20 protein-coding genes are annotated in these 24067 nt (G+C 64.0%); 10 read left to right on the top strand and 10 right to left on the bottom strand.

What is annotated here, in order from left to right; all coding sequences use genetic code 11:
• Nucleotides 1–89: 89 nt before the first annotated feature.
• Nucleotides 90–1733, bottom strand: coding sequence for a 3-(methylthio)propionyl-CoA ligase (locus QN413_RS07110; RefSeq protein WP_323495916.1), 1644 nt, complete (start codon nucleotides 1731–1733; stop codon nucleotides 90–92).
• A 163-nt stretch (nucleotides 1734–1896) separates the two neighbouring features.
• Between QN413_RS07110 and QN413_RS07105 the strand changes: the two genes are divergently transcribed.
• Genes QN413_RS07105 through QN413_RS07085 form a run of 5 tightly spaced genes read left to right on the top strand, consistent with a single transcriptional unit; the run spans nucleotide 1897 to nucleotide 5509 of the window.
• Nucleotides 1897–3465: a protein adenylyltransferase SelO gene (locus QN413_RS07105; RefSeq protein ID WP_323495915.1), complete on the top strand. Its 1569-nt coding sequence runs from the start codon at nucleotides 1897–1899 to the stop codon at nucleotides 3463–3465.
• A complete protein-coding gene (msrB, locus tag QN413_RS07100) occupies nucleotides 3462–3878 on the top strand; it encodes a peptide-methionine (R)-S-oxide reductase MsrB (protein ID WP_323495914.1) in 417 nt (138 codons plus the stop codon). The genes QN413_RS07105 and msrB overlap by 4 nt, the downstream gene beginning before the upstream one ends.
• On the top strand, nucleotides 3875–4414 hold the full coding sequence (locus QN413_RS07095; protein ID WP_187051838.1) for a septation protein A: 540 nt from the start codon (nucleotides 3875–3877) through the stop codon (nucleotides 4412–4414). The genes msrB and QN413_RS07095 overlap by 4 nt, the downstream gene beginning before the upstream one ends.
• The gene (locus tag QN413_RS07090; RefSeq protein ID WP_323495913.1) at nucleotides 4411–4698 is read left to right on the top strand and encodes a BolA family protein; all 288 of its coding nucleotides are present in this window, start codon (nucleotides 4411–4413) and stop codon (nucleotides 4696–4698) included. The genes QN413_RS07095 and QN413_RS07090 overlap by 4 nt, the downstream gene beginning before the upstream one ends.
• Before the next feature lie 25 nt (nucleotides 4699–4723).
• A complete protein-coding gene (locus tag QN413_RS07085) occupies nucleotides 4724–5509 on the top strand; it encodes a peptidylprolyl isomerase (protein WP_323495912.1) in 786 nt (261 codons plus the stop codon).
• Between the two features lie 75 nt (nucleotides 5510–5584).
• Here QN413_RS07085 and purL read toward each other — a convergent pair whose 3' ends face one another.
• Nucleotides 5585–9661 carry a phosphoribosylformylglycinamidine synthase gene (gene purL / locus QN413_RS07080; protein WP_416352151.1) on the bottom strand — a complete coding sequence of 1359 codons (4077 nt, stop codon included), beginning with the start codon at nucleotides 9659–9661 and terminating at the stop codon, nucleotides 5585–5587.
• A gap of 133 nt (nucleotides 9662–9794) precedes the next feature.
• Here purL and map point away from each other — a divergent pair, with 133 nt between their 5' ends.
• From map to pgm, 4 genes are read left to right on the top strand one after another with little or no spacing between them, the layout of a single operon-like run.
• Nucleotides 9795–10619 (top strand): type I methionyl aminopeptidase, encoded by an 825-nt coding sequence (gene map, locus QN413_RS07075; protein ID WP_323495911.1) that lies wholly within the window; start codon nucleotides 9795–9797, stop codon nucleotides 10617–10619.
• A gap of 29 nt (nucleotides 10620–10648) precedes the next feature.
• The gene (locus QN413_RS07070; RefSeq protein ID WP_323495910.1) at nucleotides 10649–13252 is read left to right on the top strand and encodes a [protein-PII] uridylyltransferase; all 2604 of its coding nucleotides are present in this window, start codon (nucleotides 10649–10651) and stop codon (nucleotides 13250–13252) included.
• Between the two features lie 30 nt (nucleotides 13253–13282).
• Complete coding sequence (locus QN413_RS07065) at nucleotides 13283–13969, top strand: HAD family hydrolase (RefSeq protein WP_323495909.1); 687 nt, start codon at nucleotides 13283–13285, stop codon at nucleotides 13967–13969.
• Nucleotides 13970–13982: 13 nt separating this feature from the next.
• Nucleotides 13983–15644: a phosphoglucomutase (alpha-D-glucose-1,6-bisphosphate-dependent) gene (pgm, locus tag QN413_RS07060; protein WP_323495908.1), complete on the top strand. Its 1662-nt coding sequence runs from the start codon at nucleotides 13983–13985 to the stop codon at nucleotides 15642–15644.
• A 42-nt stretch (nucleotides 15645–15686) separates the two neighbouring features.
• Here pgm and QN413_RS07055 read toward each other — a convergent pair whose 3' ends face one another.
• The 3 genes from QN413_RS07055 to QN413_RS07045 are packed head-to-tail and all read right to left on the bottom strand — an operon-like array spanning nucleotide 15687 to nucleotide 18765.
• A complete protein-coding gene (locus QN413_RS07055) occupies nucleotides 15687–16736 on the bottom strand; it encodes an amino acid ABC transporter permease (protein ID WP_323495907.1) in 1050 nt (349 codons plus the stop codon).
• Nucleotides 16733–17725 (bottom strand): amino acid ABC transporter permease, encoded by a 993-nt coding sequence (locus QN413_RS07050; RefSeq protein WP_187051831.1) that lies wholly within the window; start codon nucleotides 17723–17725, stop codon nucleotides 16733–16735. Before QN413_RS07050 ends, QN413_RS07055 begins: the two co-directional genes overlap by 4 nt.
• A complete protein-coding gene (locus tag QN413_RS07045; RefSeq protein ID WP_323495906.1) occupies nucleotides 17722–18765 on the bottom strand; it encodes an amino acid ABC transporter substrate-binding protein in 1044 nt (347 codons plus the stop codon). The genes QN413_RS07050 and QN413_RS07045 overlap by 4 nt, the downstream gene beginning before the upstream one ends.
• Before the next feature lie 136 nt (nucleotides 18766–18901).
• Here QN413_RS07045 and QN413_RS07040 point away from each other — a divergent pair, with 136 nt between their 5' ends.
• The gene (locus tag QN413_RS07040) at nucleotides 18902–19306 is read left to right on the top strand and encodes a DoxX family protein (RefSeq protein ID WP_323495905.1); all 405 of its coding nucleotides are present in this window, start codon (nucleotides 18902–18904) and stop codon (nucleotides 19304–19306) included.
• An 18-nt stretch (nucleotides 19307–19324) separates the two neighbouring features.
• On the opposite strand, the gene def is transcribed toward QN413_RS07040, so the two are convergent.
• From def to QN413_RS07015, 5 genes are all read right to left on the bottom strand, one after another.
• The gene (gene def / locus QN413_RS07035) at nucleotides 19325–19864 is read right to left on the bottom strand and encodes a peptide deformylase (protein WP_323495904.1); all 540 of its coding nucleotides are present in this window, start codon (nucleotides 19862–19864) and stop codon (nucleotides 19325–19327) included.
• A gap of 19 nt (nucleotides 19865–19883) precedes the next feature.
• The gene (locus QN413_RS07030) at nucleotides 19884–20294 is read right to left on the bottom strand and encodes a hypothetical protein (protein ID WP_323495903.1); all 411 of its coding nucleotides are present in this window, start codon (nucleotides 20292–20294) and stop codon (nucleotides 19884–19886) included.
• Nucleotides 20295–20393: 99 nt separating this feature from the next.
• Nucleotides 20394–20657, bottom strand: coding sequence for a hypothetical protein (locus QN413_RS07025; RefSeq protein WP_323495902.1), 264 nt, complete (start codon nucleotides 20655–20657; stop codon nucleotides 20394–20396).
• Between the two features lie 165 nt (nucleotides 20658–20822).
• On the bottom strand, nucleotides 20823–22931 hold the full coding sequence (gene ligA / locus QN413_RS07020) for an NAD-dependent DNA ligase LigA (protein ID WP_323495901.1): 2109 nt from the start codon (nucleotides 22929–22931) through the stop codon (nucleotides 20823–20825).
• 38 nt (nucleotides 22932–22969) lie between these two features.
• Nucleotides 22970–24067: a cell division protein ZipA C-terminal FtsZ-binding domain-containing protein gene (locus tag QN413_RS07015; RefSeq protein WP_323495900.1), complete on the bottom strand. Its 1098-nt coding sequence runs from the start codon at nucleotides 24065–24067 to the stop codon at nucleotides 22970–22972.

The following is a 24067-nucleotide window of genomic DNA, read 5'->3' as shown; positions in this document are numbered from 1 at the left end:
AAGCACAAAGGGCCATTCTTATCACCCATGCGACATGCAAGTTCTACCGTTCGGTAGAAACGCGCGACACCCCCGCGCAAATCGCTTGCTCAGACGCTCGGCAGCTTGTAGTCCTTCAGTTGCTCCCGCAACTTCGTCTTGAGAATTTTCCCCGTAGCGCCCAGCGGGATCGCATCGATGAACACCACGTCATCGGGAATTTGCCACTTGGCAGTCTTGCCTTCATAGAACTTCAGCAACTCTTCGCGTGTGACCTCGCCCCCAGGCTTCTTGACCACGACAACGATCGGCCGCTCATCCCACTTCGGATGCGCCACGCCCACGCAGGCCGCCATCGCGATGGCTGGATGCGCGACGGCGATGTTCTCGATGTCGATCGAGCTGATCCATTCGCCGCCTGACTTGATGACATCCTTGCTGCGGTCGGTGATCTGCAAGTAACCGTCGGCGTCGATGGTCGCCACGTCGCCTGTCGGGAACCAGCCGCGGTGCTGGGCGTCGAGGATGAGCGGGTCACCGCCCTCGCCCTTGAAGTATTCCTTGACGATCCACGGACCCTTCACCAGCAAATCCCCATACGCCTTGCCGTCCCATGGCAGCTCCTCGCTTGCGCCGTCGACGATCTTCATGTCGACGCCGAAGATCGCGCGGCCCTGCTTCATGCGGATGAGGGTCTGCGCCTCGGGTGGCAGCGAAAGATGCTTGTTCTTCAAAGTGCACAGCGTGCCGAGCGGGCTCATCTCCGTCATGCCCCATGCGTGCAGCACCTCGACGTTGTACTGGTCCTGAAAGGCCTTGATCATGGCCGGCGGACAGGCCGAACCACCGATCACCGTGCGGTTCAGTTTGGAGAACTTCAGCTCGTTGGTCTGCATGTGGCCGAGCATCATTTGCCAGACCGTCGGCACGCCTGCCGCGAAGGTCACGCCTTCGGATTCGATGAGTTCGAAGATCGACTTGCCGTCCATCGCCGGCCCCGGAAACACCAGCTTGGCACCCACCAGCGCCGCCGAGTACGGAATGCCCCATGCGTTGACGTGAAACATCGGCACCACCGGCAATACCGAGTCGCGTGCCGAGATGCACATCACGTCGGGCAACGCCGCAGCGTAGGCGTGAAGGATGGTCGAGCGGTGGCTGTAAAGCGCAGCCTTCGGGTTGCCCGTGGTGCCGCTTGTGTAGCACATGCTCGACGCCGAGTTTTCGTCGAAGGTCGGCCAGTCGTAGACGGTCGAATGGGTACCCATCCACGCTTCGTAGCTCACCAGGTTCGGGATACCGGTATCGGCGGGCAGCTTGTCGGCATCGCACAGCGCGACGTATTTCTTGATCGATGGGCAACGCGCGTGCACCGCCTGCACCAGCGGCAGAAAGGTCATGTCGAAGCACAGGATCTGGTCTTCAGCATGGTTGGCGATCCAGGCGATCTGGTCGGGATGCAGTCGCGGGTTGATGGTGTGCAGCACGCGGCCGGTACCGCTGACGCCGTAATAGAGCTCCAGGTGGCGATACCCGTTCCAGGCCAGCGTGGCGACGCGGTCGCTGAAGATCAGTTGCTCTTCATCCAGCGCGTTGGCGACCTGGCGGGATCGGGATGCGATCTGGCTCCAGGCGCTCCGGTGAATGTCGCCTTCGACCCGACGAGAAACGATTTCGGCGTCGCCGTGGTGGCGCTCGGCAAATTCGATCAGCGACGAGATCGAAAGTGGTTGGTCTTGCATCAAACCCAGCATGGGGAAATTCCTTAAAGATCGAAAAGCGAAAACGAAAAATAGCAAAAGAAATCGTTGCGGGAGTATTGCGCAGTGCAGCAGCGCGCCGATGGGGGAATGCCCCATGTCGACGCTCGGGTCCGTGCGGCGCGTGCGGCCTTTTCAACTGCCGGACAATGGAAGCATGACTTCGTCTTCCATTGCCGAGCTTGCTGTCGTTGCCCCGCTGGCCGATTCAGACAGCGGGTTGCACTTCGACAATCGATTCGCCGCGCTCAGCTCGGCTTTCTTCACCCGGCTGCAGCCAACGCCCTTACCCGATCCGTACTGGGTTGGCCGCAGCGACGCGACCGCGCGACTGCTCGGGCTCGACGCCGACTGGTTCGCCTCCGACTCGGCCCTCGGCGTGCTCACCGGCAACGCCCTGCTTGCCGGGATGGCGCCGCTCTCGAGCGTCTACAGCGGCCATCAGTTTGGCGTGTGGGCTGGCCAGCTCGGGGACGGGCGCGCGATCCTGCTCGGCGAAACCGCTGCGAACCCCGAAACGTCGGGATTCGAATTGCAATTGAAGGGCGCCGGCCTCACGCCCTACTCGCGCATGGGCGACGGCCGGGCGGTGCTGCGGTCGAGCATCCGCGAGTTCCTCTGCAGCGAGGCGATGCACGGCCTGGGCATTGCGACCACGCGCGCGCTAAGCGTGACCGGCTCCGATGCCCGTGTGCGGCGCGAAGAAATCGAAACTGCCGCGGTGGTCGCGCGTGTCGCGCCGAGCTTCATCCGGTTCGGTCACTTCGAGCACTTCGCTGCCAATCAGAAAGAAGGCGAGTTGCGGACACTGGCCGACTTCGTGATCGACAACTTCTACCCGGCCTGCCGGACGACGGACCGATTCGGCGGCAACGCCTACGCCGCCTTTCTCGAGGCCGTCAGTGAGCGCACAGCCGCGTTGATGGCGCAATGGCAAGCGGTCGGCTTTTGCCACGGCGTGATGAACACCGACAACATGAGCATCCTCGGGCTCACGATCGACTACGGCCCGTTTCAGTTTCTCGACGGCTTCGATCCGCAGCACATCTGCAACCACAGCGACACCAGCGGCCGCTATGCCTTCAACCAGCAGCCGAACGTCGCTTACTGGAATTTGTTTTGCCTGGCGCAAGCGCTTCTGCCGCTGATCGGCGAGCAGGAGGTCGCGGTGGCCGCACTGGAGTCGTACAAAGCGGTGTTTCCAAGCGCGTTCGAAGCGCGGATGCGGGCCAAGCTCGGGCTCGAAGGCCTGTCGGAGCCGGCTGAAGGCGACCGCGCGCTGATCGAGGGAGTGCTGAAAATGCTGGCCGCAGAGAAAGTCGACTGGACGATCTTCTGGCGTCGCCTGTCGCACCATGTCGGCGCGGCCAATGGCGAAGGCGCCGCCGCTGCCACGGCTGAACCCGTGCGCGACCTTTTCATCGATCGCGAGAGCTTCGACGCCTGGCTGCTATTATTTTCGAGGCGTCACGCCGGCGTCGCGTCCGACGCGGCAGTCCACTTGATGCTCGCGACCAACCCGAAGTTCGTGCTGCGGAACCACCTCGGGCAGCAGGCGATCGAACTGGCGCAAGGCACTTCGCCCGGTGCCGGCAAAGACTTCAGCGGCGTCGAGCGCTTGTTCAGACTGCTTGAAACCCCATTTGAAGAACATCCCGGCTTCGACCAATATGCCGGTTTCCCGCCCGACTGGGCTTCCTCCATCGAAATCAGCTGCTCCTCATGACCACACCCGTCCAGAAAACCGACGCCGAATGGAAGGCCATCCTGGCCGAAAAAGGCGCTGAATCCGTCGCCTTCGAGGTTACGCGCCATGCGGCCACCGAGCGCCCCTACACCGGCAAGTACGAAGCCGAATGGGCCGACGGCACGTATCACTGCATCTGTTGCGGCGCCAAGCTGTTCGAAGCCGGCAAGAAGTTCGACGCCGGCTGCGGCTGGCCCAGCTTTTCCGAAGAAGCCGTGCCGGGCGCGATCAAGGACATCGTCGACCGTTCGCACGGCATGACGCGCACCGAAAACGTCTGCGCGAACTGCGGCGCGCATCTCGGTCACGTGTTTCCAGACGGCCCGACCGACACCGGCCTGCGCTACTGCATGAATTCCGCCTCGCTGGATTTCCAGAAAAAGCCTGAATGAAGCTCGTCCTCGACTTCTTTCCCATCCTGCTGTTTTTCGGTGCGTACAAGCTTTCCGACATCTACACCGCGACCGCCGTGCTGATGGGCGCGACCGCTCTGCAAATGCTCATCACCTACTTCAGGGAGGGCAAGCTACAGACGATGCAGAAGGCGACGCTGGTGTTGATCCTGCTGTTCGGCACGCTGACGCTGGTGTTGCACGACGACCGCTTCATCAAGTGGAAGCCGACGGTCTTGTATTCGGCCATGGCGGTTGCGCTGGCCATCGCCTACTGGGTCGCCAAGAAGAACTTCCTGCAGATGATGCTGGGCCAGCAACTGCAATTGCCCGACCGCATCTGGACGCACCTGAACATCGCGTGGATTTGCTATTGCCTCTTCATGGCGGCGATCAATGGTTATGTGGCGGCGTACTTCACGACAGAGGCTTGGGTCAATTTCAAGCTGTGGGGCTACGTGTTCCCGATCGCGTTTTTGGTCGCGCAAGGCCTCTACATTTCGCCGCATCTGAAATCGGACGAGCAGTCATCGTGAACACCGAGACGACCGTGACCATTGCGCTTCCGACCACTGCTTCGCTGGAGGCAGCATTGCGTGAAGCCTTGCAGCCCACATCGCTCGAAGTCCTCGATGAAAGCGCCTCGCATGCTGGCCACTCGGGCGCCAACGCCGAGGGCTACGGCACCCATTTCAGGGTGCGCATCGCTTCGCCGTTGTTCGACGGAAAGTCCCGTTTGGCGCGCCATCGCCTTGTGTATCATTCCTTGGAGAATTTCATCGCACAGGGCCTTCACGCCATTGCCATCGAGACCCTTTAGGGTCCTCACTTTCCCACCTTCTCCAATGAAAAAACAAATCCTGAAGGCCGTCACGGCCACGGTGCTGATCGGCACGTTTTCTTTTGCAGCACTGGCGCAAAACGCCGCCATCGTCAACGGCAAGGCAGTCCCTAAAACCCGCATGGACATGCTTGCCCAGCAACTTGCCGCCGCGGGCCGCCCGGTCACCCCCGAAATGCAGCCGCAACTTCGCGAGGAAGTCATCACCCGCGAAGTGTTCATGCAAGAGGCGCAAAAGCAGGCGCTCGATGCCAATGACGACTACAAGGCGCAGCTCGAACTGGCGCGCCAGGCCATCATGATTCGCCAGCTGTTCGAAAACTTCAAGAAGACACATCCGGTGACCGATGCCGAAGTGCAGGCCGAGTACGACAAGTTCGTCGCGGCCAACGGCGGCAAGGAATACAAGTCACGACATATCCTGGTTGAAACGAAAGACCAGGCCGACAAGATCATGGCGGACCTCAAAAAGGGCGGCAAGTTCGAAGACATTGCCAAAAAGCAGAGCAAGGACCCAGGTTCGGGCGCGAAGGGCGGTGACCTCGACTGGGCCAATCCGGGAAGTTTCGTTCCTGAATTCTCGGAAGCGCTGATCAAGCTCAAGAAGGGCGAGACCACATCGGAACCGATCAAGTCGCAGTTCGGCTATCACATCATCCGGCTCGACGACGTGCGCCAGGCGCAGTTGCCGAAGGTCGACGAAGTCAAGCCGCAGATCACGCAACAGTTGCAGCAGCAGCGCCTGCAGAAGTACCAGGAAGATCTCCGCGCCGCGGCCAAGATCGAGTAAGCGTCGAAAAGAGCGCCGCGGAACACTGCGGCACAAAGAAAAAGCGGCCCGCGGGCCGCTTTTTTTATGGGCCGTTCACCCAACCCACTTGCGCGCGTTGCGCCAAAGTTCCGACCACGGGCTCAGCGCACTTCGGTCGCCCGATGTCCAGCTCATTTGCACGTTGCGTGACACCCGCTCCGGGTGGGGCATCACTGCCGTGAACCGGCCGTCGGCCGTCGTCACCGCCGTCAATCCGCCGGCGCTGCCGTTCGGGTTGGACGGGTACTGCTCGGTCGGCTGGCCATGGTTGTCGACGAAGCGCATCGATGCGATGGCCTTGACTGCGTCGCCGCGGTGCTTGAAGTTGGCGTAGCCCTCGCCATGCGAAACCACGATCGGCAGCTTGGCCCCCGCCATGCCGGCAAAAAACAGGCTCGGCGATTCGAGCACTTCGACCATCGACAGGCGCGCTTCAAAGCGTTCGCTCTGGTTCGTCGTGAAGCGCGGCCAGGCTTCGGCACCGGGAATGATGTCGGCCAGCTCGGCGAACATCTGGCAGCCATTGCACACACCGAGTCCGAAAGTGTCGGTACGGCTGAAGAACGACTGGAACTGCGCCGAGAGCTTCGGGTTGAAGGTAATGCTGCGCGCCCAGCCGATGCCTGCACCCAGCGTGTCGCCGTAGCTGAATCCACCACACGCGACCACACCCTTGAAGTCCGCCAGGTCGGCACGGCCGGTCTGCAGGTCGGTCATGTGGATGTCGAACGCCTCGAAGCCGGCTTCGGTGAAAGCGTAGGCCATCTCGACGTGCGAGTTGACGCCTTGCTCGCGGAGGATGGCGACTTTGGGGCGAGTCTTCAGGTAAGCCGGTGCGGCGCTCAGGCTGTTGCCCTCACCCCAACCCTCGCCCACTGGAAGAGGGAGCGAGACACTGAGGCCGGGGTCCAGTGGGTCGCCGGCTGCGGCGTGCTCGGCGTCGGCGCAGGCGGGGTTGTCACGCTCCCGGGCGATCTTCCAGCTGACCGAGTCCCAGACCTGATGAAGGTCGTGCAGCGTCGCGCTGAAGACCGACTTCGCATCGCGCCAGACTTCGATTTTTCGCTTGCCGACTTCCATCGTCGACGTGGCCGGCCGCGTCTTGCCGACGAAGTGGCTGTGCGCACTCAAGCCATGCGTGCGCAGCAGTTGCATCACCTCGTTGCGCTCGGCGGTGCGCACCTGCAGCAACATGCCGAGCTCTTCGTTAAAGAGCGCCTTGAGCGTGAGCTCCTCGCGCCGCGCGCTCACCTGCGTCGCCCAGTTCTTGGCATCGCCGGTTTCCATGCGGCTGTCCGAAATGCCGTCTCCCTCGGTGATCAACATGTCGATGTTGAGTGCAACGCCTACATGGCCGGCGAACGCCATCTCGCAGGCGGACACGAACAGCCCGCCATCGCTGCGATCGTGCATCGCCAGGATCTTGCCGTCGGCACGCAAGGCGTTCACCGCGTTGACCAGTGCGACCAGTTGCGCCGGATCGTCCAGGTCGGGCACGATGTCGCCACTCTGGCCGAGCGTCTGCGAAAGGATGCTGCCGGCCATGCGGTGTTGGCCGCGCCCGAGGTCGATCAGCACCAGCGTCGTGTCGAGTTCGGTGGCATCGAGCTGCGGCGTCAGCGTGCCGCGCACGTCGGTCAGCGTGGCGAAGGCGGTGACGATCAGGCTTACCGGCGAGGTGACCTTTTTCTTCGCGCCGCCGTCACCGGAGGCGCCTTGTGGTTCGGTCCACTGCGTGCGCATCGACAGCGAATCCTTGCCCACCGGAATCGACACGCCGAGCGCCGGGCACAGCTCGAGGCCCACCGCCTTGACGGTTTCGTACAACGCCGCGTCTTCGCCAGGCTCACCGCACGCCGCCATCCAGTTGGCAGACAGCTTGACGCGCGACAGCTCGATCGGCGCCGCCAGCAGATTGGTGATGGCCTCGCCGACCGCCATCCGGCCAGAAGCCGGCGCGTCGTAAGTGGCCAGCGGCGTGCGCTCGCCCATGCTCATCGCCTCGCCGGCAAAGCCTTTGTAGTCGGCCAGCGTGACGGCGCAGTCGGCCACCGGCACCTGCCACGGACCGACCATCTGGTCGCGGTGCGTTAGGCCACCCACGGTGCGATCGCCGATGGTGATGAGGAAGCGCTTCGAGGCTACGGTCGGATGCGAGAGCACGTCGATCGCGGCCTTTTGCAGGTCGACGCCGGTAAGTTCGAGCGGCTTGAATCGGCGGGCGACGGACTTGACGTCGCGGTGCATTTTGGGGGGCTTGCCAAGCAGGACGTCCATAGGCATGTCAACCGGTGCGGTTGCTGCGCTTTCATCGGCCACGATCAGCTGCCGGGACTCGGTCGCCACGCCCACGACCGAAAACGGACACCGCTCGCGCTCGCAAAACGCCTGGAAGACCTCCAGCGATTCCGGGGCAATCGCCAGCACGTAGCGCTCCTGGCTTTCGTTGCACCAGATTTCCTTCGGCGCCATGCCGGACTCTTCGAGCGGTACCGCACGCAGGTCGAAGCGAGCGCCGCGGCCGGCATCGTTGGTCAGTTCGGGGAATGCATTGCTCAGGCCGCCGGCGCCTACATCGTGGATCGCAAGGATCGGGTTGGCCGCGCCCTGCTGCCAGCAATGGTTGATGACCTCCTGCGCGCGCCGCTCGATCTCCGGATTGCCGCGCTGCACGGAGTCGAAGTCGAGTTGCGCCGCGTTGGCGCCAGTCGCCATCGAGCTTGCGGCGCTGCCGCCCATGCCGATGCGCATGCCGGGGCCGCCGAGCTGGATCAGCAGCGAGCCAGCCGGAAACAGGATCTTCTTGGTCTGGATGGCGTCGATGCTGCCGAGGCCGCCGGCGATCATGATCGGCTTGTGATAACCCCGTTGCACCGTGTCGACGTCGCTGGCGATCGCCTGCTCGTATTCACGAAAGTATCCGAGCAGGTTGGGCCGCCCAAATTCGTTGTTGAAGGCGGCTCCGCCCAGCGGGCCTTCGGTCATGATTTGGAGGGGACTCGCGATGTGCGCGGGCTTGCCATAGGGGGCGGCATCCGGCGCGGGATCCGGCCAGAGCCTGGACACGGTAAAGCCGGTCAGGCCGGCCTTGGGCTTGGAGCCCCGGCCGGTCGCGCCTTCGTCGCGGATTTCACCGCCCGCGCCTGTCGATGCGCCCGGAAATGGCGAAATGGCTGTCGGATGGTTGTGGGTCTCGACCTTCATCAGCACGTGGTGCAGTGCGTCGTCCTTCTGGTAGCTACCGGAAGCGTCGGCCATGAAGCGCTCGATCTGCGAGCCTTCCATCACCGAGGCGTTGTCTGAATACGCCACCACCGTGTGCTGAGGGTTCTGCTTCTCCGTGTGGCGAATCATCGAGAACAGGCTTTGAGGCTGCGCCTTGCCGTCGATGGTGAAGTCGGCATTGAAGATCTTGTGGCGGCAGTGCTCGCTGTTGGCCTGCGCGAACATCATCAGCTCGACGTCGCTCGGGTTGCGCCCGAGCTTGGTGAAGGCGTCGACCAGGTAGTCGATTTCGTCGTCGGCCAGCGCCAGGCCGAAGGTCGTGTTGGCTGCGGCCAGTGCCGCCCTGCCCCCGACCAGCACGTCGACCTGCACCATTGGCTGCGCCGGCAGTTCCGCGAACAGTGCGGCAGCACCTTCGACGCCTGGCAGCACCGACTCGGTCATGCGGTCGTGCAGCAGCGCGGCGACCGCCACCAGCTTTTCGTCGCCGATCACCGGCGCCTTGCCGATGAGGGGTGATTTCAAACTCAAGTGGTATTGCGTGACGCGCTCGACGCGGCGTAGGGCGAGCCCGCAGTTATGCGCGATGTCGGTCGCTTTCGAAGCCCACGGCGAGACCGTACCGAGCCGCGGGGTGACGACCAGCGTGGTAGAACTTTTCGGCGCCAGGAAGGGCTCGCCGTAGGTCAGCAATGCGGCCAGATGCTCGCGCTCCGCGGCCGTCGGCGCGGTGTCGGTGACGACCAGGTGCACGAATCGCGCGGCAAGCCCGTCGATCTTCGGCTCGATGACCTGCAGCCGGGGCAGCAACTGGCGCGCTCGAAAGTCACTGAGTGCGGTCCCGCCCTCGAACAAGGTCACGACAGGAGTCACTAAAGAAGTGGCGGTGGGAACGGACTGCGTCACGATGATGGCCTGGGCCGGGAGACCGACCGGAGAAAAGGAAGAACAAAGAAGAACTTCAGACCGGATGGCCGCTGACTGGGGCCATCCGCATGAGCCTTCAAGTTTAACGGGGGGCCGATGGGATAATTGAGGCATGAGCATTACCTACAACAACGCCGAAGGCATTGCCGCGATGCGCGTGGCCGGCAGGCTGGGCTCCGAGGTGCTGGACTACCTCACGCCCTTCATTCAGCCCGGCATCACGACCAACGAAATCGACCGCCTGGCGGCCGAGTACATGGTCGAGCAAGGCACCACCTCCGCGACAGTCGGCTACATGGGCGCCAGCAGCGTGCCCTTCCCTAAATCGCTGTGTACCTCGGTCAATCACGTGGTCTGCCACGGCATCCCGAACGACAAGCCCCTCAAGAAGGGCGACGTCATGAACATCGACGTCACCGTCGTCAAGGACGGTTGGTTCGGTGACAACAGCCGGATGTTCGTGATCGGCGACGCGTCGATCGCGGCCAAGCGCCTGTGCGCCATCACCTACGACGCGATGTGGCACGGCATCCTGCAGGTGCGTCCCGGCGCGCATTTGGGAGACGTCGGGCACGCCATTCAGAAGTTCGCTGAAGGGCATGGTTTCTCGATCGTCCGCGAGTTTTGCGGACACGGTGTCGGCCGGCACTTTCATGAAGAACCGCAGGTGCTGCACTATGGCCGCCCCGGCACCATGGAAGAACTCAAGCCCGGCATGATCTTCACCATCGAGCCGATGATCAACGCCGGCAAGCGCGACATCAAGGAAGACGCCAAGGCCGGCCAGTACGACGGCTGGACCATCGTCACGCGCGATCATTCGCTGTCGGCCCAGTGGGAGCATTCGGTGCTGGTGACCGAAACCGGCTACGAGGTGCTGACTCTGTCGGCCGGCAGCCCGCCGCCGCCTTCGTTCGTCACCGCCACCAAAACCTGATCGATGACAGCCCGTTCGACCGACATGGTGTGATCGAAGCTCCGAACATCGACGTGGGGATGCTGCGCGAGTCGTATCGCGCAGACAAGCTCGCCCTGTTCGACACGCTGCGCTTTGCCCGTGCACCGACTCGCAGCGTGCACGGTGTGTTGCGCCAGCTGTCGGCATTGGCCGACGAGACGCTGCGCATGCTCTGGCAAGACGCTGATTTCGGCAATGAGCTGGTGCTGGCAGCCGTCGGCGGTTTCGGTCGCGGCGAGCTCTTTCCGTATTCCGACGTCGATGTGCTGTTGTTGCTGCCGGCCAGCCATGCCGACTCCATCGACCCCGGCCGCATCGAGGCTTTTATCGGCCGCTGCTGGGATGCCGGTCTCGAGATCGGGTCGAGCGTTCGCACCATCGACGAATGCTTGGGTGAGGCCGAAAAAGACGTCACGGTGCAGACGTCGCTGCTCGAATCGCGGCTGATCGCCGGCGACAAGAAGCTCTACACCAGCTTTCGCAAACGCTTCACGGCGGCCATCGACCCGCAGGCTTTCTTCGCTGCCAAGTCGCAAGAAATGCGGCATCGGCATCAAAAGTACGACAACACGCCCTACGCGCTGGAACCCAACTGCAAGGAATCGCCGGGAGGGCTGCGCGACCTGCAGACCATTCTGTGGATGACAAAGGCGGCCGGCTTCGGCAGTCGCTGGGACGACCTCGCCAAAAGCGGCTTGGCGACCGTTTTCGAAGTTCAGCAGATCAAGCGCAACGAGGCGCTGCTCAGCCTGATTCGCGCGCGCCTTCACGTGATCGCCAACCGGCGCGAAGACCGGCTGGTGTTCGACTTGCAGACGGCCGTGGCAGCCACCTTCGGCTACGAGGGCATTTCGCAGCGCAAGGCCAGCGAGGCGTTGATGCGGCGCTATTACTGGGCGGCCAAGGCGGTGACGCAGCTGAACCAGATCATGCTGCTCAACATCGCCGAGCGACTGCAGCCGCAGGCCGATCAGCCAACCCGTATCAACGACCGCTTCTTCGAGAAAGGCGGGTTGATCGAGATCGCCAGCGACGACCTGTACCAGCGCGATCCGCACGCGATTCTCGAAACGTTCCTGCTGTATCAGAAGACCATCGGAGTGAACGGCCTTTCGCCGCGCACGCTGCGGGCGCTGTACAACGCGCGCCGCGTCATGGACAGCAAGTTTCGCAACGACCGGGTGAATCACATCACCTTCATGCGCATGCTGCTGGAGCCGCGCGGCATCACGCACGCGATGCGGCTGATGAACCAGACGTCGGTGCTGGGCCGCTACCTGCGCGTGTTCCGGAGCATCGTCGGGCAGATGCAGCACGACCTGTTCCACGTCTACACGGTCGATCAGCACATCCTCATGGTGCTGCGCAACGTAAGGCGCTTTTTCGTGGCCGAGCACGCGCACGAGTACCCGTTTTGTTCGCAGCTCGCGGCCGGCTGGGACAAGCCGTGGGTGCTCTATGTGGCGGCCTTGTACCACGACATCGCCAAGGGCCGCGGCGGCGATCACTCCACGCTCGGTGCGCGCGACGTGCGGCGTTTTTGCCAGCAGCACGACATCGGCCGCGAAGACACGAAGCTCATCGAATTTCTGGTGACCGAGCACCTGACCATGAGCACGGTCGCGCAAAAGCAGGACCTGAGCGACGCGGAAGTCATCGGCGCTTTCGCCAAGCGTGTCGGCAGCGAGCGTTACCTGACCGGCCTCTACCTGCTGACCATCGCCGACATCCGCGGCACCTCGCCGCGTGTCTGGAACGCGTGGAAAGGCAAGCTGCTCGAAGACCTGTACCGCGCCACGCTGCGTACGCTCGGCGGCCACATGCCGGATGCGGGTGCCGAGATCGAAGCGCGCAAGCACGACGCCCTGGTGCAACTGGCTTTGTATGCGGAGCGTTTCGAATCGCACAAGGCTCTGTGGGAGACGCTCGACGTCGGCTACTTCATGCGGCACGACGCGTCGGAAATTGCCTGGCATGCCAAGCAGCTGTCGCGTCACGTGCCGATGCGCGGGGTGCCGATCGATCCGTCGACGCAGCCCATCGTGCGGGCTCGGCTGTCGCCCATCGGCGAGGGACTGCAGGTGGTCGTGTACACGCCCGACCAGCCCGATCTGTTCGTGCGCATCTGCGGCTACTTCGACCAGTCGTCGTTCAGCATCATCGACGCCAAGGTCCACACCACGAGCAACGGCTACGCGCTCGATACCTTCCAGATCGTGACCGCCTTCGCGCCGGAGCACTACCGCGACCTGATGAGCATGGTCGAGACGGGCCTCGCCAAGGCGCTCGAAGAAACCGGACCGCTGCCCGCGCCGAGCAAGGGCCGCGTGTCGCGCCGCGTGCGCAGCTTTCCAATCAACCCGCGCATCAGCCTGGTGCCGGACGACAAGGCGCAGCGCTGGGTTCTCAACATCTCGGCGAGTGACCGTGCAGGCCTGTTGTATTCGGTGGCACGGGTACTGGCGCACCATCACCTGAATCTGCAACTTGCCAAGGTTACGACCCTGGGCGAGCGGGTGGAAGACAGCTTTTTGATCAGCGGCCCCGAGCTGCAGGGCCAGCGCGCCCAGCTGGCCATCCAGACCGAGTTGCTCGAAGCGCTCGCGCCCTGATCAGCCACCGAACATTCCGGAGTTTTTTCGATGACCGAGCCCACCGACACCGTCTACCTCATCGATGTCGACAACACGCTGCTCGACAACGACCGGATCATTGCCGACCTGCGGCAACATCTCGAAGAGGCCTTCGGCATGGCCAGCGCCGATCGTTACTGGGAAACGCTGGAAACGCTGCGGACCGAGCTTGGCTACGTCGATTACCTCGGCGCGCTGCAGCACTATCGCAACGACGAGAGCCTGCGTGGCATGAAGGACTCGCGCTTGCTGCTGATGTCCGGCTACCTGATCGACTATCCGTTCGCCGACCGTGTGTATCCGGGCGCACTGGATGCGCTGAAGGCGCTTCGGCAACGCGGCCCTGTCGCCATCGTGTCGGACGGCGATGTCGTCTTTCAACCGCGCAAAGTGCAACAGGCTGCGCTCTGGGACGCCGTCGAAGGCCGCGTCCTGATCTACGTGCACAAAGAGCAGATGCTGGACGCCATCGCCGCCGCCTACCCTGCCCGGCACTACGTGATGATCGACGACAAGCTGCGCATCCTGTCGGCCATGAAGGCCGTTTGGGGTGCGCGCCTGACCACCGTTTTCGTGCGCCAGGGCCATTACGCGCTCGACACGCAAGCCCTTGCCGCCTATGCGGCCGCCGACATCACCGTCGAGCGCATCGGCGATCTCGTCGACTACCAGTGGCCGGCTTTGCCGGAGACATGACCGGAGACATGACATGAGCCAGAAGATCAGCCCCCTCGCCGGCCAGCCGGCACCGTACGCATCGCTGGTCAATGTGCCGCGGCTCATCTCGGCCTACTACAGCGGCCGGCCCGATGCGTCGGTGGCGGCGCAGCGCGTCGCCTTCGGTACTTCGGGCCATCGCGGCTCGTCTTTCGACGACTCGTTCAACGAGTGGCATGTGCTGGCGATCACGCAGGCCATCTGCGACTTTCGGAAGCAAAAGGGCATCGACGGCCCTTTGTTTCTGGGCATCGACACGCATGCGCTGTCGACGCCGGCTTTCGCCAGTGCGGTGGAAGTGCTGGCCGCGAATGGCGTCGAGCTGATGCTGTCGAAAGACGACGAGTACACGCCGACGCCGGCCGTGTCGCACGCCATCCTGGTGTACAACCGCGGTCGAAAAATCGGCCCGGGCAGCGGGCTGGCCGACGGTATCGTGGTGTCGCCCTCGCACAATCCGCCCGAGAGTGGCGGCTTCAAATACAACCCGCCGAACGGGGGACCGGCCGGCACCGACATCACGTCGGCGGTCGAGGCTGCAGCCAACGCGATGCTGGCCAACGGACTTGCCGGCGTGAAGCGGATGCCGCTGGCGCAGGCGCTTAAAGCATCGACCACGCATCGCCACGACTTCCTCAACAATTACGTCGAAGACCTCGCCAGCGTGATCGACATGGACGCCATCCGCGGTGCCGAAGTCGAGATGGGCGTCGACCCGCTCGGCGGTGCCGGCGTCAACTACTGGGCGGCCATCGGCGCGCGCTACAAGCTCAAGCTGACAGTGCTCAACCCCGAGGTCGACCCGCGGTTTCGCTTCATGTCGCTCGACTGGGACGGGCGCATCCGCATGGACCCGTCGTCGCCCTACGCGATGCACAGCCTGGTGGAACACAAGGAGCGCTTTCCGATCATCTTCGCCTGCGACACCGACCACGACCGTCACGGCATCGTCACGCGCACGTCGGGCCTGATGCAGCCGAACAGTTACCTGGCGGTGATGGTCGATTACCTCTTCACGCACCGCCCGCACTGGTCGGCATCGGCGTCCGTCGGCAAGACGCTGGTCAGCAGCAGCATGATCGACCGCGTGGCTGCCAGCGTGGGCCGCAAGGTGTACGAGGTGCCGGTCGGCTTCAAGTGGTTCGTCGACGGACTGGTCGACGGTTCGCTCGGCTTCGGCGGCGAAGAGAGCGCCGGCGCGACCTTTCTGCGTCGCGATGGCGCGGTCTGGACGACCGACAAGGACGGACTCATCGCCGCCCTGCTCTCTGGCGAGATCAAGGCGCAGACCGGGCGCGACCCGGGCGAGCGCTATGCCGAGTTGACCGCCGCGCTCGGCAAGCCGGTGTCTGATCGAGTCGATGCGGCCGCCACGCCGGCGCAAAAGAAGCGCCTGTCGACGTTGTCGCCAGCGCAGATCACCTCCACGCAACTGGCCGGGGAAAAAGTCGTGAACGTCTTGAGCAACGCACCGGGCAACGGCGCAGCGTTGGGCGGCGTCAAGGTCATGACCGAGAACGGCTGGTTTGCGGCGCGGCCTTCGGGCACCGAGAACATCTACAAGATCTACGGCGAGAGCTTCCTGGGTGAAGCGCATTTGCAGCGGATTCTGGGTGAGGCGCAGACGGTGGTGGACCAGGCGCTGGGCGACTGAACAGACCGAATCGGACGCCGCGCAGACACTGCGCCTGGCGCGTCAGTCGCGCCCCGTTGACAGCCGGCGTTCCAGCCACGCGCTGTAGCGCGACAGGCTGAAGCACAGCACCCAGTAGACCGCGGCCAGGAACAGGTAGCCTTCGAGGTAAAACGGCCGCCAGGTCGTATCACCGCCGAGCGCCAGGCCCAGCGCGCCGGTCAGTTCGAACAAGCCGACGATGGTCACGAGCGAGGTGTCTTTCAACGTGCCGACCACGCTGTTGGTCAGGGCAGGAACGACCAGTCGCAGCGCTTGCGGCAGGATGATGTCACGCTGTACCGGCCAGCGGCCGAAGCCCAGCGCCATCGCGACATCGGTCTGTCCGCGCGGCACCGCCTGCAGTCCACCACGGATGATCTCCGCCAAGTAGGCGGCGACGAACAACGCCAGGCCAGCCAGCACGCGCACCAGCACGTCGGGCTGCCATCCCGAAGGCCACAGCAGCGGCAGCAAAAACGACGCCATGAACAACACCGAGATCAACGGCACGCCGCGCACCAGCTCGATATAGGTAGCGCTCAAGGTGCGCACCACAGGCCATTGGGAGCGGCGCCCCAAAGCCAGCAGCAACGCCAGCGGAAATGCCAGCGCCAGACTGACGACCGCCAGGCTGATGGTCAGCGGAAGGCCACCCCAACGGCTGGTCGGCACGTAGACAAGGCCGAGCCAGCCACCGCGCATCAGCACCACGAAAACCACCAGCGTGACGACCCACAGCGGCAGCAGCCAGACGCGCCAGCTGCGCGGCCAGGCACTCAGCAGCGTCGTCGCGGTCAGCACGGCAACGGCGACAGCGGGACGCCACTGGTCTTCGTACGGATAGCGGCCGAACAGAATCGGGCGCCATTTTTCGGCGATCACGCCCCAGCAGGCACCGTGATGGCCGGCCGCTCTACAGGCCTCGGCGTCGGGTCGGAACACCGCGTGCAACACGGCCCAGTCGAACACGTATACGCCGACCCATGCGAACAACGCCAGCAGCACGACCGTGAACACGCTTCGCACCGGCGAGCCGAACAGTTCGCTGCGCCAGGCGATCCGGTCGTTCATTGCCACCCCCGCAACGCAACCCGCGCGTTGTAAAAATTCATTGCGCCCGAGATCGACAACGACAACGCCAGGTAGACCGCCATGATGATGGCGATGCATTCGAAAGTGCGGCCGGTCGAGTTGAAGGATGTGTTTGCGATCGACATCAGCTCCGGATAGCCGACCGCCACCGCCAGCGACGAGTTCTTCGTGAGGCTCAGCAATTGGTTTGTGAGCGACGGCACGATCACCCGCAGCGCTTGCGGCAGTACGACGATGCGCAGTTGCTGCAGCGGCGTGAGGCCGAGCGCCTGCGCAGCGAGCTTCTGACCTTGTGAGACCGAACCGATGCCGGCCCGCACGATCTCCGCGACGAACGCGGCCGTGTACGCCGCGAGCCCGATCACCACCGTGAGGTATTCCGGGCTGAGTGCCGCACCGCCAGTCACGTTGAAACTGCTGCGCTCGGGCCAATCGAAATGCGACGGCCACCAGGCGCCGGCCTCGCGCACCGGCCACGGGATCGTCAGGCCGTCCTTGCTGAGCCACACGCCGCGCACCAGCTCGATGGCTTCGGTCGAATCGGGCAGCAGCTGCGTGAGTGCGAAGTACAGCATCAGCATCTGTACGAGGAGCGGGATGTTGCGCAGCGTCTGCACGTACGCGCCGCAGATGCCGCGCACCAGCACGTGCGGCGCGAGCCGGCCGATGCCGATCAACGTGCCGAACACGACGGCCAGGATCGAGGCCGGCACCGCGGCGCGCAGCGTGTTGATCAGGCCCGCCAGAAAAGCGCGCCAGTATGGTTGCCCCGCCTCGAAATCGAGCCAGCCCTCACCGATGCCGAAGCCGGCCGGGTCGAGCAGAAAATCGAATCCCGACTGCACGCCGCGTGCGCGCAAAACGCCCAGCGCATGCAACACCAGCCAGACGGCACCGCCCGCGATGGCGGCGAGCAGCAGGGCCTGAACGACCCAGGCGATCCAGCGGCCGGACGCCGCCCCCTTCACCGGACAGGAGGGGCGTACATCAGGCCGCCCTTGCTCCACAGGTTGTTGACGCCGCGCGGCAGCTTCAACACCGACTTGGGTCCGACGTTGCGTTCGAAGATTTCACCGTAATTGCCGACCGCCTTGATGGCGCGGTACGACCAGTCCTTGTCGAGCCCGAGCAGCTTGCCGAGGTCGTCGCTGGTGCCGAGCAGCCGTTGCTGCGCCGGGTCTTTGCTGTCGGTTTTGAGGGTGTCGATGTTGGCCTGCGTGATGCCGACCTCCTCCGCCTCGATGAGCGCGTTGGGCACCCACTTGGCGATGGCGAACCACTCGTCGTCGCCACGGCGCACCAGTGGCGCGAGCGGTTCCTTGGAGATCAGTTCCGGCAGGATCAGGTAGTCGTCGGCATTGGGCGCCTCCTTGTTTCGCAGGCCGGCAAGGGCCGAGGCATCGGTCGTGAAGGCCTGGCAACGGCCTGCGAAGAAGGCCTTGAACGAGGCCTCGAAGCTTTCGAACACGACGGTCTTGATCGGGATGTTCTGCGCCTTGAACCAGTCCGACACGTTCTTCTCGTTGGTGGTGCCCGACTGCGTGCAGATGGTCGCCCCCTTGAGTTGCTTGGCGCTCGTCACCTTGATCTTCTTCGGCACCAGGAAGCCCTGCCCGTCGTAGTAATTGATCGTCGTGAAGTTGAAGCCGAGCGAGGCATCGCGCGTCAGGTTCCATGTCGTGTTGCGCGCCAGGATGTCGACCTCGCCGGCCTGCAGGGCGGAAAAGCGCTGCTGCGAATTGAGCGGCACGAAGTCGACCTTCTTGGGATCACCCAGCACCGCCGCCGCAATGGCGCGGCAGCTGTCGACGTCGAGGCCCGACCAGTTGCCTTGCGTGTCCGGTGCCGAAAAGCCGGCGACGCCGTTGGTCACGCCGCACTTGACCGTGCCTCGCGCCTTCACCGCATCGAGCGTCTTGCCGGCAAAGGCTGGCACCGAGGCGGCCAGCGCCAGGATGGAAAGCGCTGCAGCGGCAGCCGATACGAGCGTCGGACGAATACTTTTCATGGTGTTGCGATCAGTGCCTAAAAGTGCGAATGAGTGCGCCAAAGCGTGCGCGAGAGCGATTTTTCGCAGTGTACGCAGGATGCGGCCCACAGTTCATTAACATCCTCGCACCTCAACCTGATAACGGAGAAACCCAATGACCCGAAGCGATGACACCGGCAAACTGATCCTCCGCCTTGCCCTTGGGATCCTCATCCTGCTGCATGGCATCGCCAAACTGAAAGGGGGCGTCGGTTTCGTCTCGAGCCAGCTGACGTCACACGGCTTGCCGCCGTTGCTGGCTTATGGCGTCTATATCGGCGAAGTCATTGCGCCGGCGCTCATCCTCATCGGGTTCTTCACACGACCCGCCGCCTGGATCATTGCACTCAACATGTTGTTCGCCATCTATCTGGTGCACATGGGCGACCTGAGCGCGCTGAGCAAGCAAGGCGGCTGGCAACTCGAGTTGCAAGGCATGTTCCTGGCGGCGGCGGTAGCGGTCGGTTTTCTGGGCGCAGGCGGCTTGAGCCTCGGCGGCCGCACCGGCCGTTTCAACTAGTCTCCTGCGCTGGCACAGTCAGTCGTCTTCGCTTGCATCGAGGCCTGGAAACAGAACCTCGGTGAAACCGAAGCGAGAAAAGTCGCGCACGCGCATCGGGTACAGCTTGCCTAGCAAGTGATCCACCTCATGCTGGACGACCCGCGCATGAAAGCCGCTCACGGTGCGGTCGATCGGGTCGCCATACTGATCGAACCCGGTGTAGCGGATGTTGGCAAAGCGCGGCACCACTCCGCGCAAGCCCGGCACAGAAAGGCAGCCCTCCCAGCCCTCTTCTTCTTCATCGCCGAGCGGTGTGATGACGGGATTGACAAGGACGGTGCGCGGCACGATCGACGCGTCCGGGTAGCGTGGATTCACGGCGTCAGTGCCGAAGATCACCAGCTGCTGATCGACGCCGATCTGCGGCGCGGCCAGGCCGGCGCCACTCACCGAGTGCATGGTCTCGAACATGTCGCGCACCAACAGGTGCAACTCGTCGGTATCGAATGCGTCCACCGGCAGCGCGATGCGCAGCAAACGGGGGTCGCCCATCTTCAAAATTTCGTGTGTGGCCATGCCGAGATTATCGCGAGGCTCAGCGCCTGAAGCCGCCGCCGCCGCGCCCGCCGCCATAGCCCGGCCGGCCACCACCACCGTAACCGGGTCGGGGTGCGAAGCCTGGACGCGGCGTGAAGCCTGGCCTTGGACCATACCCCGGTCGGCCATACGCGCCGGGACGGTTCCAGTACCCCGGACGCCCACCGTAGTAGCCGCGACCGCCGTAATAGCCGGAATATCCGTAGTTGCCATAGAGGCCCAGATACACCGGCGGCGCGACGACAAATGGGTCGGCGTAATACGGAGCGGAGTACGGAGCGGAATAGGCCGGATAGCCCGCGTCGGTGTACACCACGGAGCCGGCCGGTGCGACCGCACAACCGCTCAAAGCCAGTGCGCCTGCGATACCCGCAGCCCAGGCAGCTGCAATACGAACACTTGTTCTCATCAGGAATTCCTCATGCACCAGACGGTGGCGACAGTGCTTCGTGAGGCTGTGCAGACGCCATCAGCGGATGCTCGCATGTGCGATCAACCAAACGGGACGTCAGCGCCAGCCGCCATGGCCGTAGTACCCGCCTCGGCCGCCGTAGTAACCCCGGTCATAGCCGCCGCCACGATAGTAGCCCCCGATGCCGATAGAGATGGCCGGCGCTGGAGCGACCACCGGGCCCGGCTGGGCATAAACCGCCTGCCCGTATTCGTTGTAGCCCTGGTAGCCGGGATAGCCCGGAGGCGCGACCACGCAGCCGGTGAGAAGCAACATGGTGCCGGCTGTAGCAGCCATGGCGATCGAGCGCAGATATTTCATGAGGGTTCTCCTGGTCAGAATCATCCAACGCGAGCGCTGCGCCGTTGTTGACCCGAGTTTTGTGAAGCTGGGTAACGTTGCGTAAAGCAGCCGTAACATCCGCGCTCTCACATCCGCGGCCCTCACATCCGCGCCCCTCACATCCGCGTCATTCGAACGCCAACGTCATGCCGCGCTTGTCAACAGCGCGAGCATCGCCGCTTCGTCGATCACCGCGACACCGAGCGTATGCGCCTTTTCAAGCTTGCTCCCCGCCTCTTCGCCGGCGACGACATAGTCGGTTTTCTTGCTCACCGAGCCCGCCACTTTGGCGCCTGCGGCTTCGAGCTTGTCCTTGGCCTCGTCTCGGCTCAGCGTCGGCAAGGTCCCGGTGATGACAAAGGTCTTGCCAGCCAGCGGCAGCGCAATGCGCGGCGCGGGCTCGCCCTCTTTCCAGGTCAGGCCACAAGCGCGAAGCTGCTCGACCACTTCGCGGTTGTGAGGTTGGTCGAAAAACGTTCGCAAACTTTGTGCGACCACCGGGCCGACATCGTTCACTTCAAGCAGCTCAGCTTCGGTGGCGTCCATGATCGAGTCGAGCTTGCCGAAGTGCTTGGCCAGATCCTTCGCGGTGCTCTCGCCGACGTGCCGCACACCCAGCCCGAACAAAAAGCGCGGCAAGGTCGTCTCTTTCGATTTTTCGAGCGCATCGACGATGTTCCTGGCCGACTTTTCCGCCATGCGATCGAGCCCGACCAGCGTGGTGAAACCGAGCTTGTACAGATCGGGCAAGGTACGGATGAGGTTGGCGTCGACCAGCTGCTCGACCAGCTTGTCGCCCAAGCCTTCGACCTCGACCGCGCGGCGGGCCGCGAAGTGCAATATCGCTTCCTTGCGCTGGGCTGCGCAGAACAAGCCGCCGGTGCAGCGGTAGTCCACTTCGTCCTCTTCGCGCACCGCGTCGGAGCCGCAGATCGGGCACTTGTGCGGCATGGTGAAGACAGGGCCGCGTTGGTCGTCCGGCAAAGCAGCGCTGTCGGGCGCCAGTCCCACGACTTCCGGAATCACATCGCCCGCGCGGCGCACGATCACCGTGTCGCCGACACGCACATCCTTGCGCCGCGTTTCGTCTTCGTTGTGCAGCGTGGCATTGGTTACCGTCACGCCGCCGACGAACACCGGCGCCAGCTTGGCGACCGGCGTGAGCTTGCCGGTGCGCCCGACCTGGATCTCGATCGCCTGCACTGTCGTCAACTGCTCCTGTGCCGGGTACTTGTGCGCCACGGCCCAGCGCGGCTCGCGCGATACGAAGCCCAGCCGCCGCTGGAGCTCGACGCTGTCGACCTTGTAGACCACACCGTCGATGTCGTATGGCAAGGCATCGCGCTGCCGCCCGATGTTCTCGTGAAACGCGATGAGTTCGGCGGCACCGCTGGCACGCGTCGTCTGCGTCGCGACCGGAAATCCCCACGAATGAAACTGCTGCAGCCAGTCGAATTGCGTCGGGCAATCGGGGCCGCCTAGTTCGGGTGGCGAAACCTCACCCAGGCCGTACGCGAAGAAGCTCAACGGCCGGGCGGCTGCGATGGCAGGATCGAGTTGCCGCACCGCCCCGGCCGCGGCGTTGCGCGGATTGACGAACACTTTCTCGTTCTTCTGACCGGCCGCGATCTTCCCGCGCTGGCGCTCGTTCAGCGCGTCGAAATCGGCGCGCTTCATGTAGACCTCGCCGCGCACTTCGACCACCGGTGGCGGGGGCGCCTCGCCGGCGAGCCTCAGAGGAATCTGCTGAACCGTGCGGATGTTCTGCGTGACCTCTTCACCCACTTCGCCGTCGCCGCGCGTCGCGGCCTGCACCAGCACGCCGTGTTCGTAGCGCAGGTTGATGGCCAGGCCGTCGAACTTGAGCTCGCACACATAAGCAATCTGCGCCGCGTCTTCGGCCAGGCCGAGTTCGCGCCGCACGCGCGCGTCGAAAGCGTTGGCGCCTGTCGAGGTGATGTCGGTCTCGGTGCGAATCGACAGCATCGGCACGCTGTGGCGGATCTTGACGAAGCCTTCGAGCACCTTGCCGCCCACGCGCTGCGTTGGCGAATCGGGCGCTCGGAGCTCGGGATGTTCGGCTTCGATCGCTTGCAGCCGCTGGAACAGCTTGTCGTACTCGGCGTCGGGCAGCTCGGGCGCATCCAGCACGTAGTACAGGTGCGCATGATGGCGTAGCTTTTCAGTCAGCGCTGCGGCTTGATTCGCGGGGTCGCGTTCGGCCTCCTTTGCGGCCTGATCGCGCTTCGTCATCGTATGTCTCCGGGAGTCGTTCGAAAAAGTCCGTGGGCTTAGCTGAACAGCCTGCGTGCTAACGGCGTGCCGGCCGCCAAGTCGCGCGATTCGAGCGTGTCGTACAGCTGCTCGAGGTCGGCGCCGATCACGTCCATCGTGTCGTCGCGCAGCAGCTGGCCGTCGCCATCGGTGACCACACCGTCCATCTCGCGCGCCAGCGTCGCTGCAGCTTCCCGCATGCGTTCGAAGGGACGCTCGCCGCGGTCGACCTGGGGCACGTCGAGGCTCAGTGTCAGTTCGCGAATGGCCGACTGCGCCGGGTCGTCGGCCAGGGCGGCTTGCGTGTCGAATGACAGGCCGAGGATCGGCGGCAAGCCGACTTCCGACGTCGGCAACACCATGCGCCCGGGAATCATTCCGGCAACGAAACCGAGCCGCGCCGCGTTCTGCTGCACGTAGCCGGGGCTCCACGCAGCATGCAGCGCACGCAGCACGAAGCCGAGTTGGGCGTCGTGCGCGCTGGCGAACTGGTCGAGCTCGCGAGCGCGCGCCACCTCGTCGAGCATTTCCGGAAATTCCGGTGCGCCGTTGAGCGCGTCGGCGAAAGCCTGCGCCTTGACGACGAACTCCGAATACTCGATCTCGTTCAGCGCCCCTGTGCGGTTGGCCAATTGCACGCCGACCTGGAAAGCGCCGTAGCGCTGGCCCGGCGCCGGCAGCTCCCATTCGCCGGTGTGTTCGTTGAGGCCCTCGACGGCGACCGGCTTGCTGCCGGCACGGCGTGTCGATGGCATCGCGGCAATAGCGGCATCGCCGGACGCCAGCCCATCGAGCGACACCGGCGCGATGACGTCGATCAGCGGATCGAGCCCTCCGCGGCGGTCCGCGGATGGAATCGGTAACGCGGCCGGCGCTGGTAGATCGGGGTCGAACAACGGCTCGTGCCGCTCGTTGCCAGGCACCTGATGCGGTTCGACATAGCGCACCGGGTCTTCCGGCGAGAGCGACGCCGGCATCGTCGCGCGGTACGGCTCGCCATCGACGTTGTCGGGTTGCCTCGGAGAATTGCGGCGCGACATCCAAGCGTCATAGCCGATGACGGCCGCGAGAAACAAACCGCCGAGAATCGCCAGCGCGATCGTGAGACTGCTCAT

The organism is Variovorax sp. LG9.2 (genome assembly GCF_035018885.1).
Taxonomy (GTDB): domain Bacteria; phylum Pseudomonadota; class Gammaproteobacteria; order Burkholderiales; family Burkholderiaceae_C; genus Variovorax.
The sequence above is the reverse complement of the archived record's forward strand: the minus strand, read 5'-3'. Positions and strand labels throughout refer to the sequence as shown.

Bases quoted from the DNA above. Each gene is read 5' to 3' on its own strand.
- QN413_RS07110 (WP_323495916.1), bottom strand. From the start codon at position 1,733: ATGCTGGGTTTGATGCAAGACCAACCACTTTCGATCTCGTCGCTGATC.
- QN413_RS07105 (WP_323495915.1), top strand. From the start codon at position 1,897: ATGACTTCGTCTTCCATTGCCGAGCTTGCTGTCGTTGCCCCGCTGGCC.
- msrB (WP_323495914.1), top strand. From the start codon at position 3,462: ATGACCACACCCGTCCAGAAAACCGACGCCGAATGGAAGGCCATCCTG.
- QN413_RS07095 (WP_187051838.1), top strand. From the start codon at position 3,875: ATGAAGCTCGTCCTCGACTTCTTTCCCATCCTGCTGTTTTTCGGTGCG.
- QN413_RS07085 (WP_323495912.1), top strand. From the start codon at position 4,724: ATGAAAAAACAAATCCTGAAGGCCGTCACGGCCACGGTGCTGATCGGC.
- map (WP_323495911.1), top strand. From the start codon at position 9,795: ATGAGCATTACCTACAACAACGCCGAAGGCATTGCCGCGATGCGCGTG.
- QN413_RS07065 (WP_323495909.1), top strand. From the start codon at position 13,283: ATGACCGAGCCCACCGACACCGTCTACCTCATCGATGTCGACAACACG.
- pgm (WP_323495908.1), top strand. From the start codon at position 13,983: ATGAGCCAGAAGATCAGCCCCCTCGCCGGCCAGCCGGCACCGTACGCA.
- QN413_RS07055 (WP_323495907.1), bottom strand. From the start codon at position 16,736: ATGAACGACCGGATCGCCTGGCGCAGCGAACTGTTCGGCTCGCCGGTG.
- QN413_RS07045 (WP_323495906.1), bottom strand. From the start codon at position 18,765: ATGAAAAGTATTCGTCCGACGCTCGTATCGGCTGCCGCTGCAGCGCTT.
- QN413_RS07040 (WP_323495905.1), top strand. From the start codon at position 18,902: ATGACCCGAAGCGATGACACCGGCAAACTGATCCTCCGCCTTGCCCTT.
- def (WP_323495904.1), bottom strand. From the start codon at position 19,864: ATGGCCACACACGAAATTTTGAAGATGGGCGACCCCCGTTTGCTGCGC.
- QN413_RS07030 (WP_323495903.1), bottom strand. From the start codon at position 20,294: ATGAGAACAAGTGTTCGTATTGCAGCTGCCTGGGCTGCGGGTATCGCA.
- QN413_RS07025 (WP_323495902.1), bottom strand. From the start codon at position 20,657: ATGAAATATCTGCGCTCGATCGCCATGGCTGCTACAGCCGGCACCATG.
- ligA (WP_323495901.1), bottom strand. From the start codon at position 22,931: ATGACGAAGCGCGATCAGGCCGCAAAGGAGGCCGAACGCGACCCCGCG.
- QN413_RS07015 (WP_323495900.1), bottom strand. From the start codon at position 24,067: ATGAGCAGTCTCACGATCGCGCTGGCGATTCTCGGCGGTTTGTTTCTC.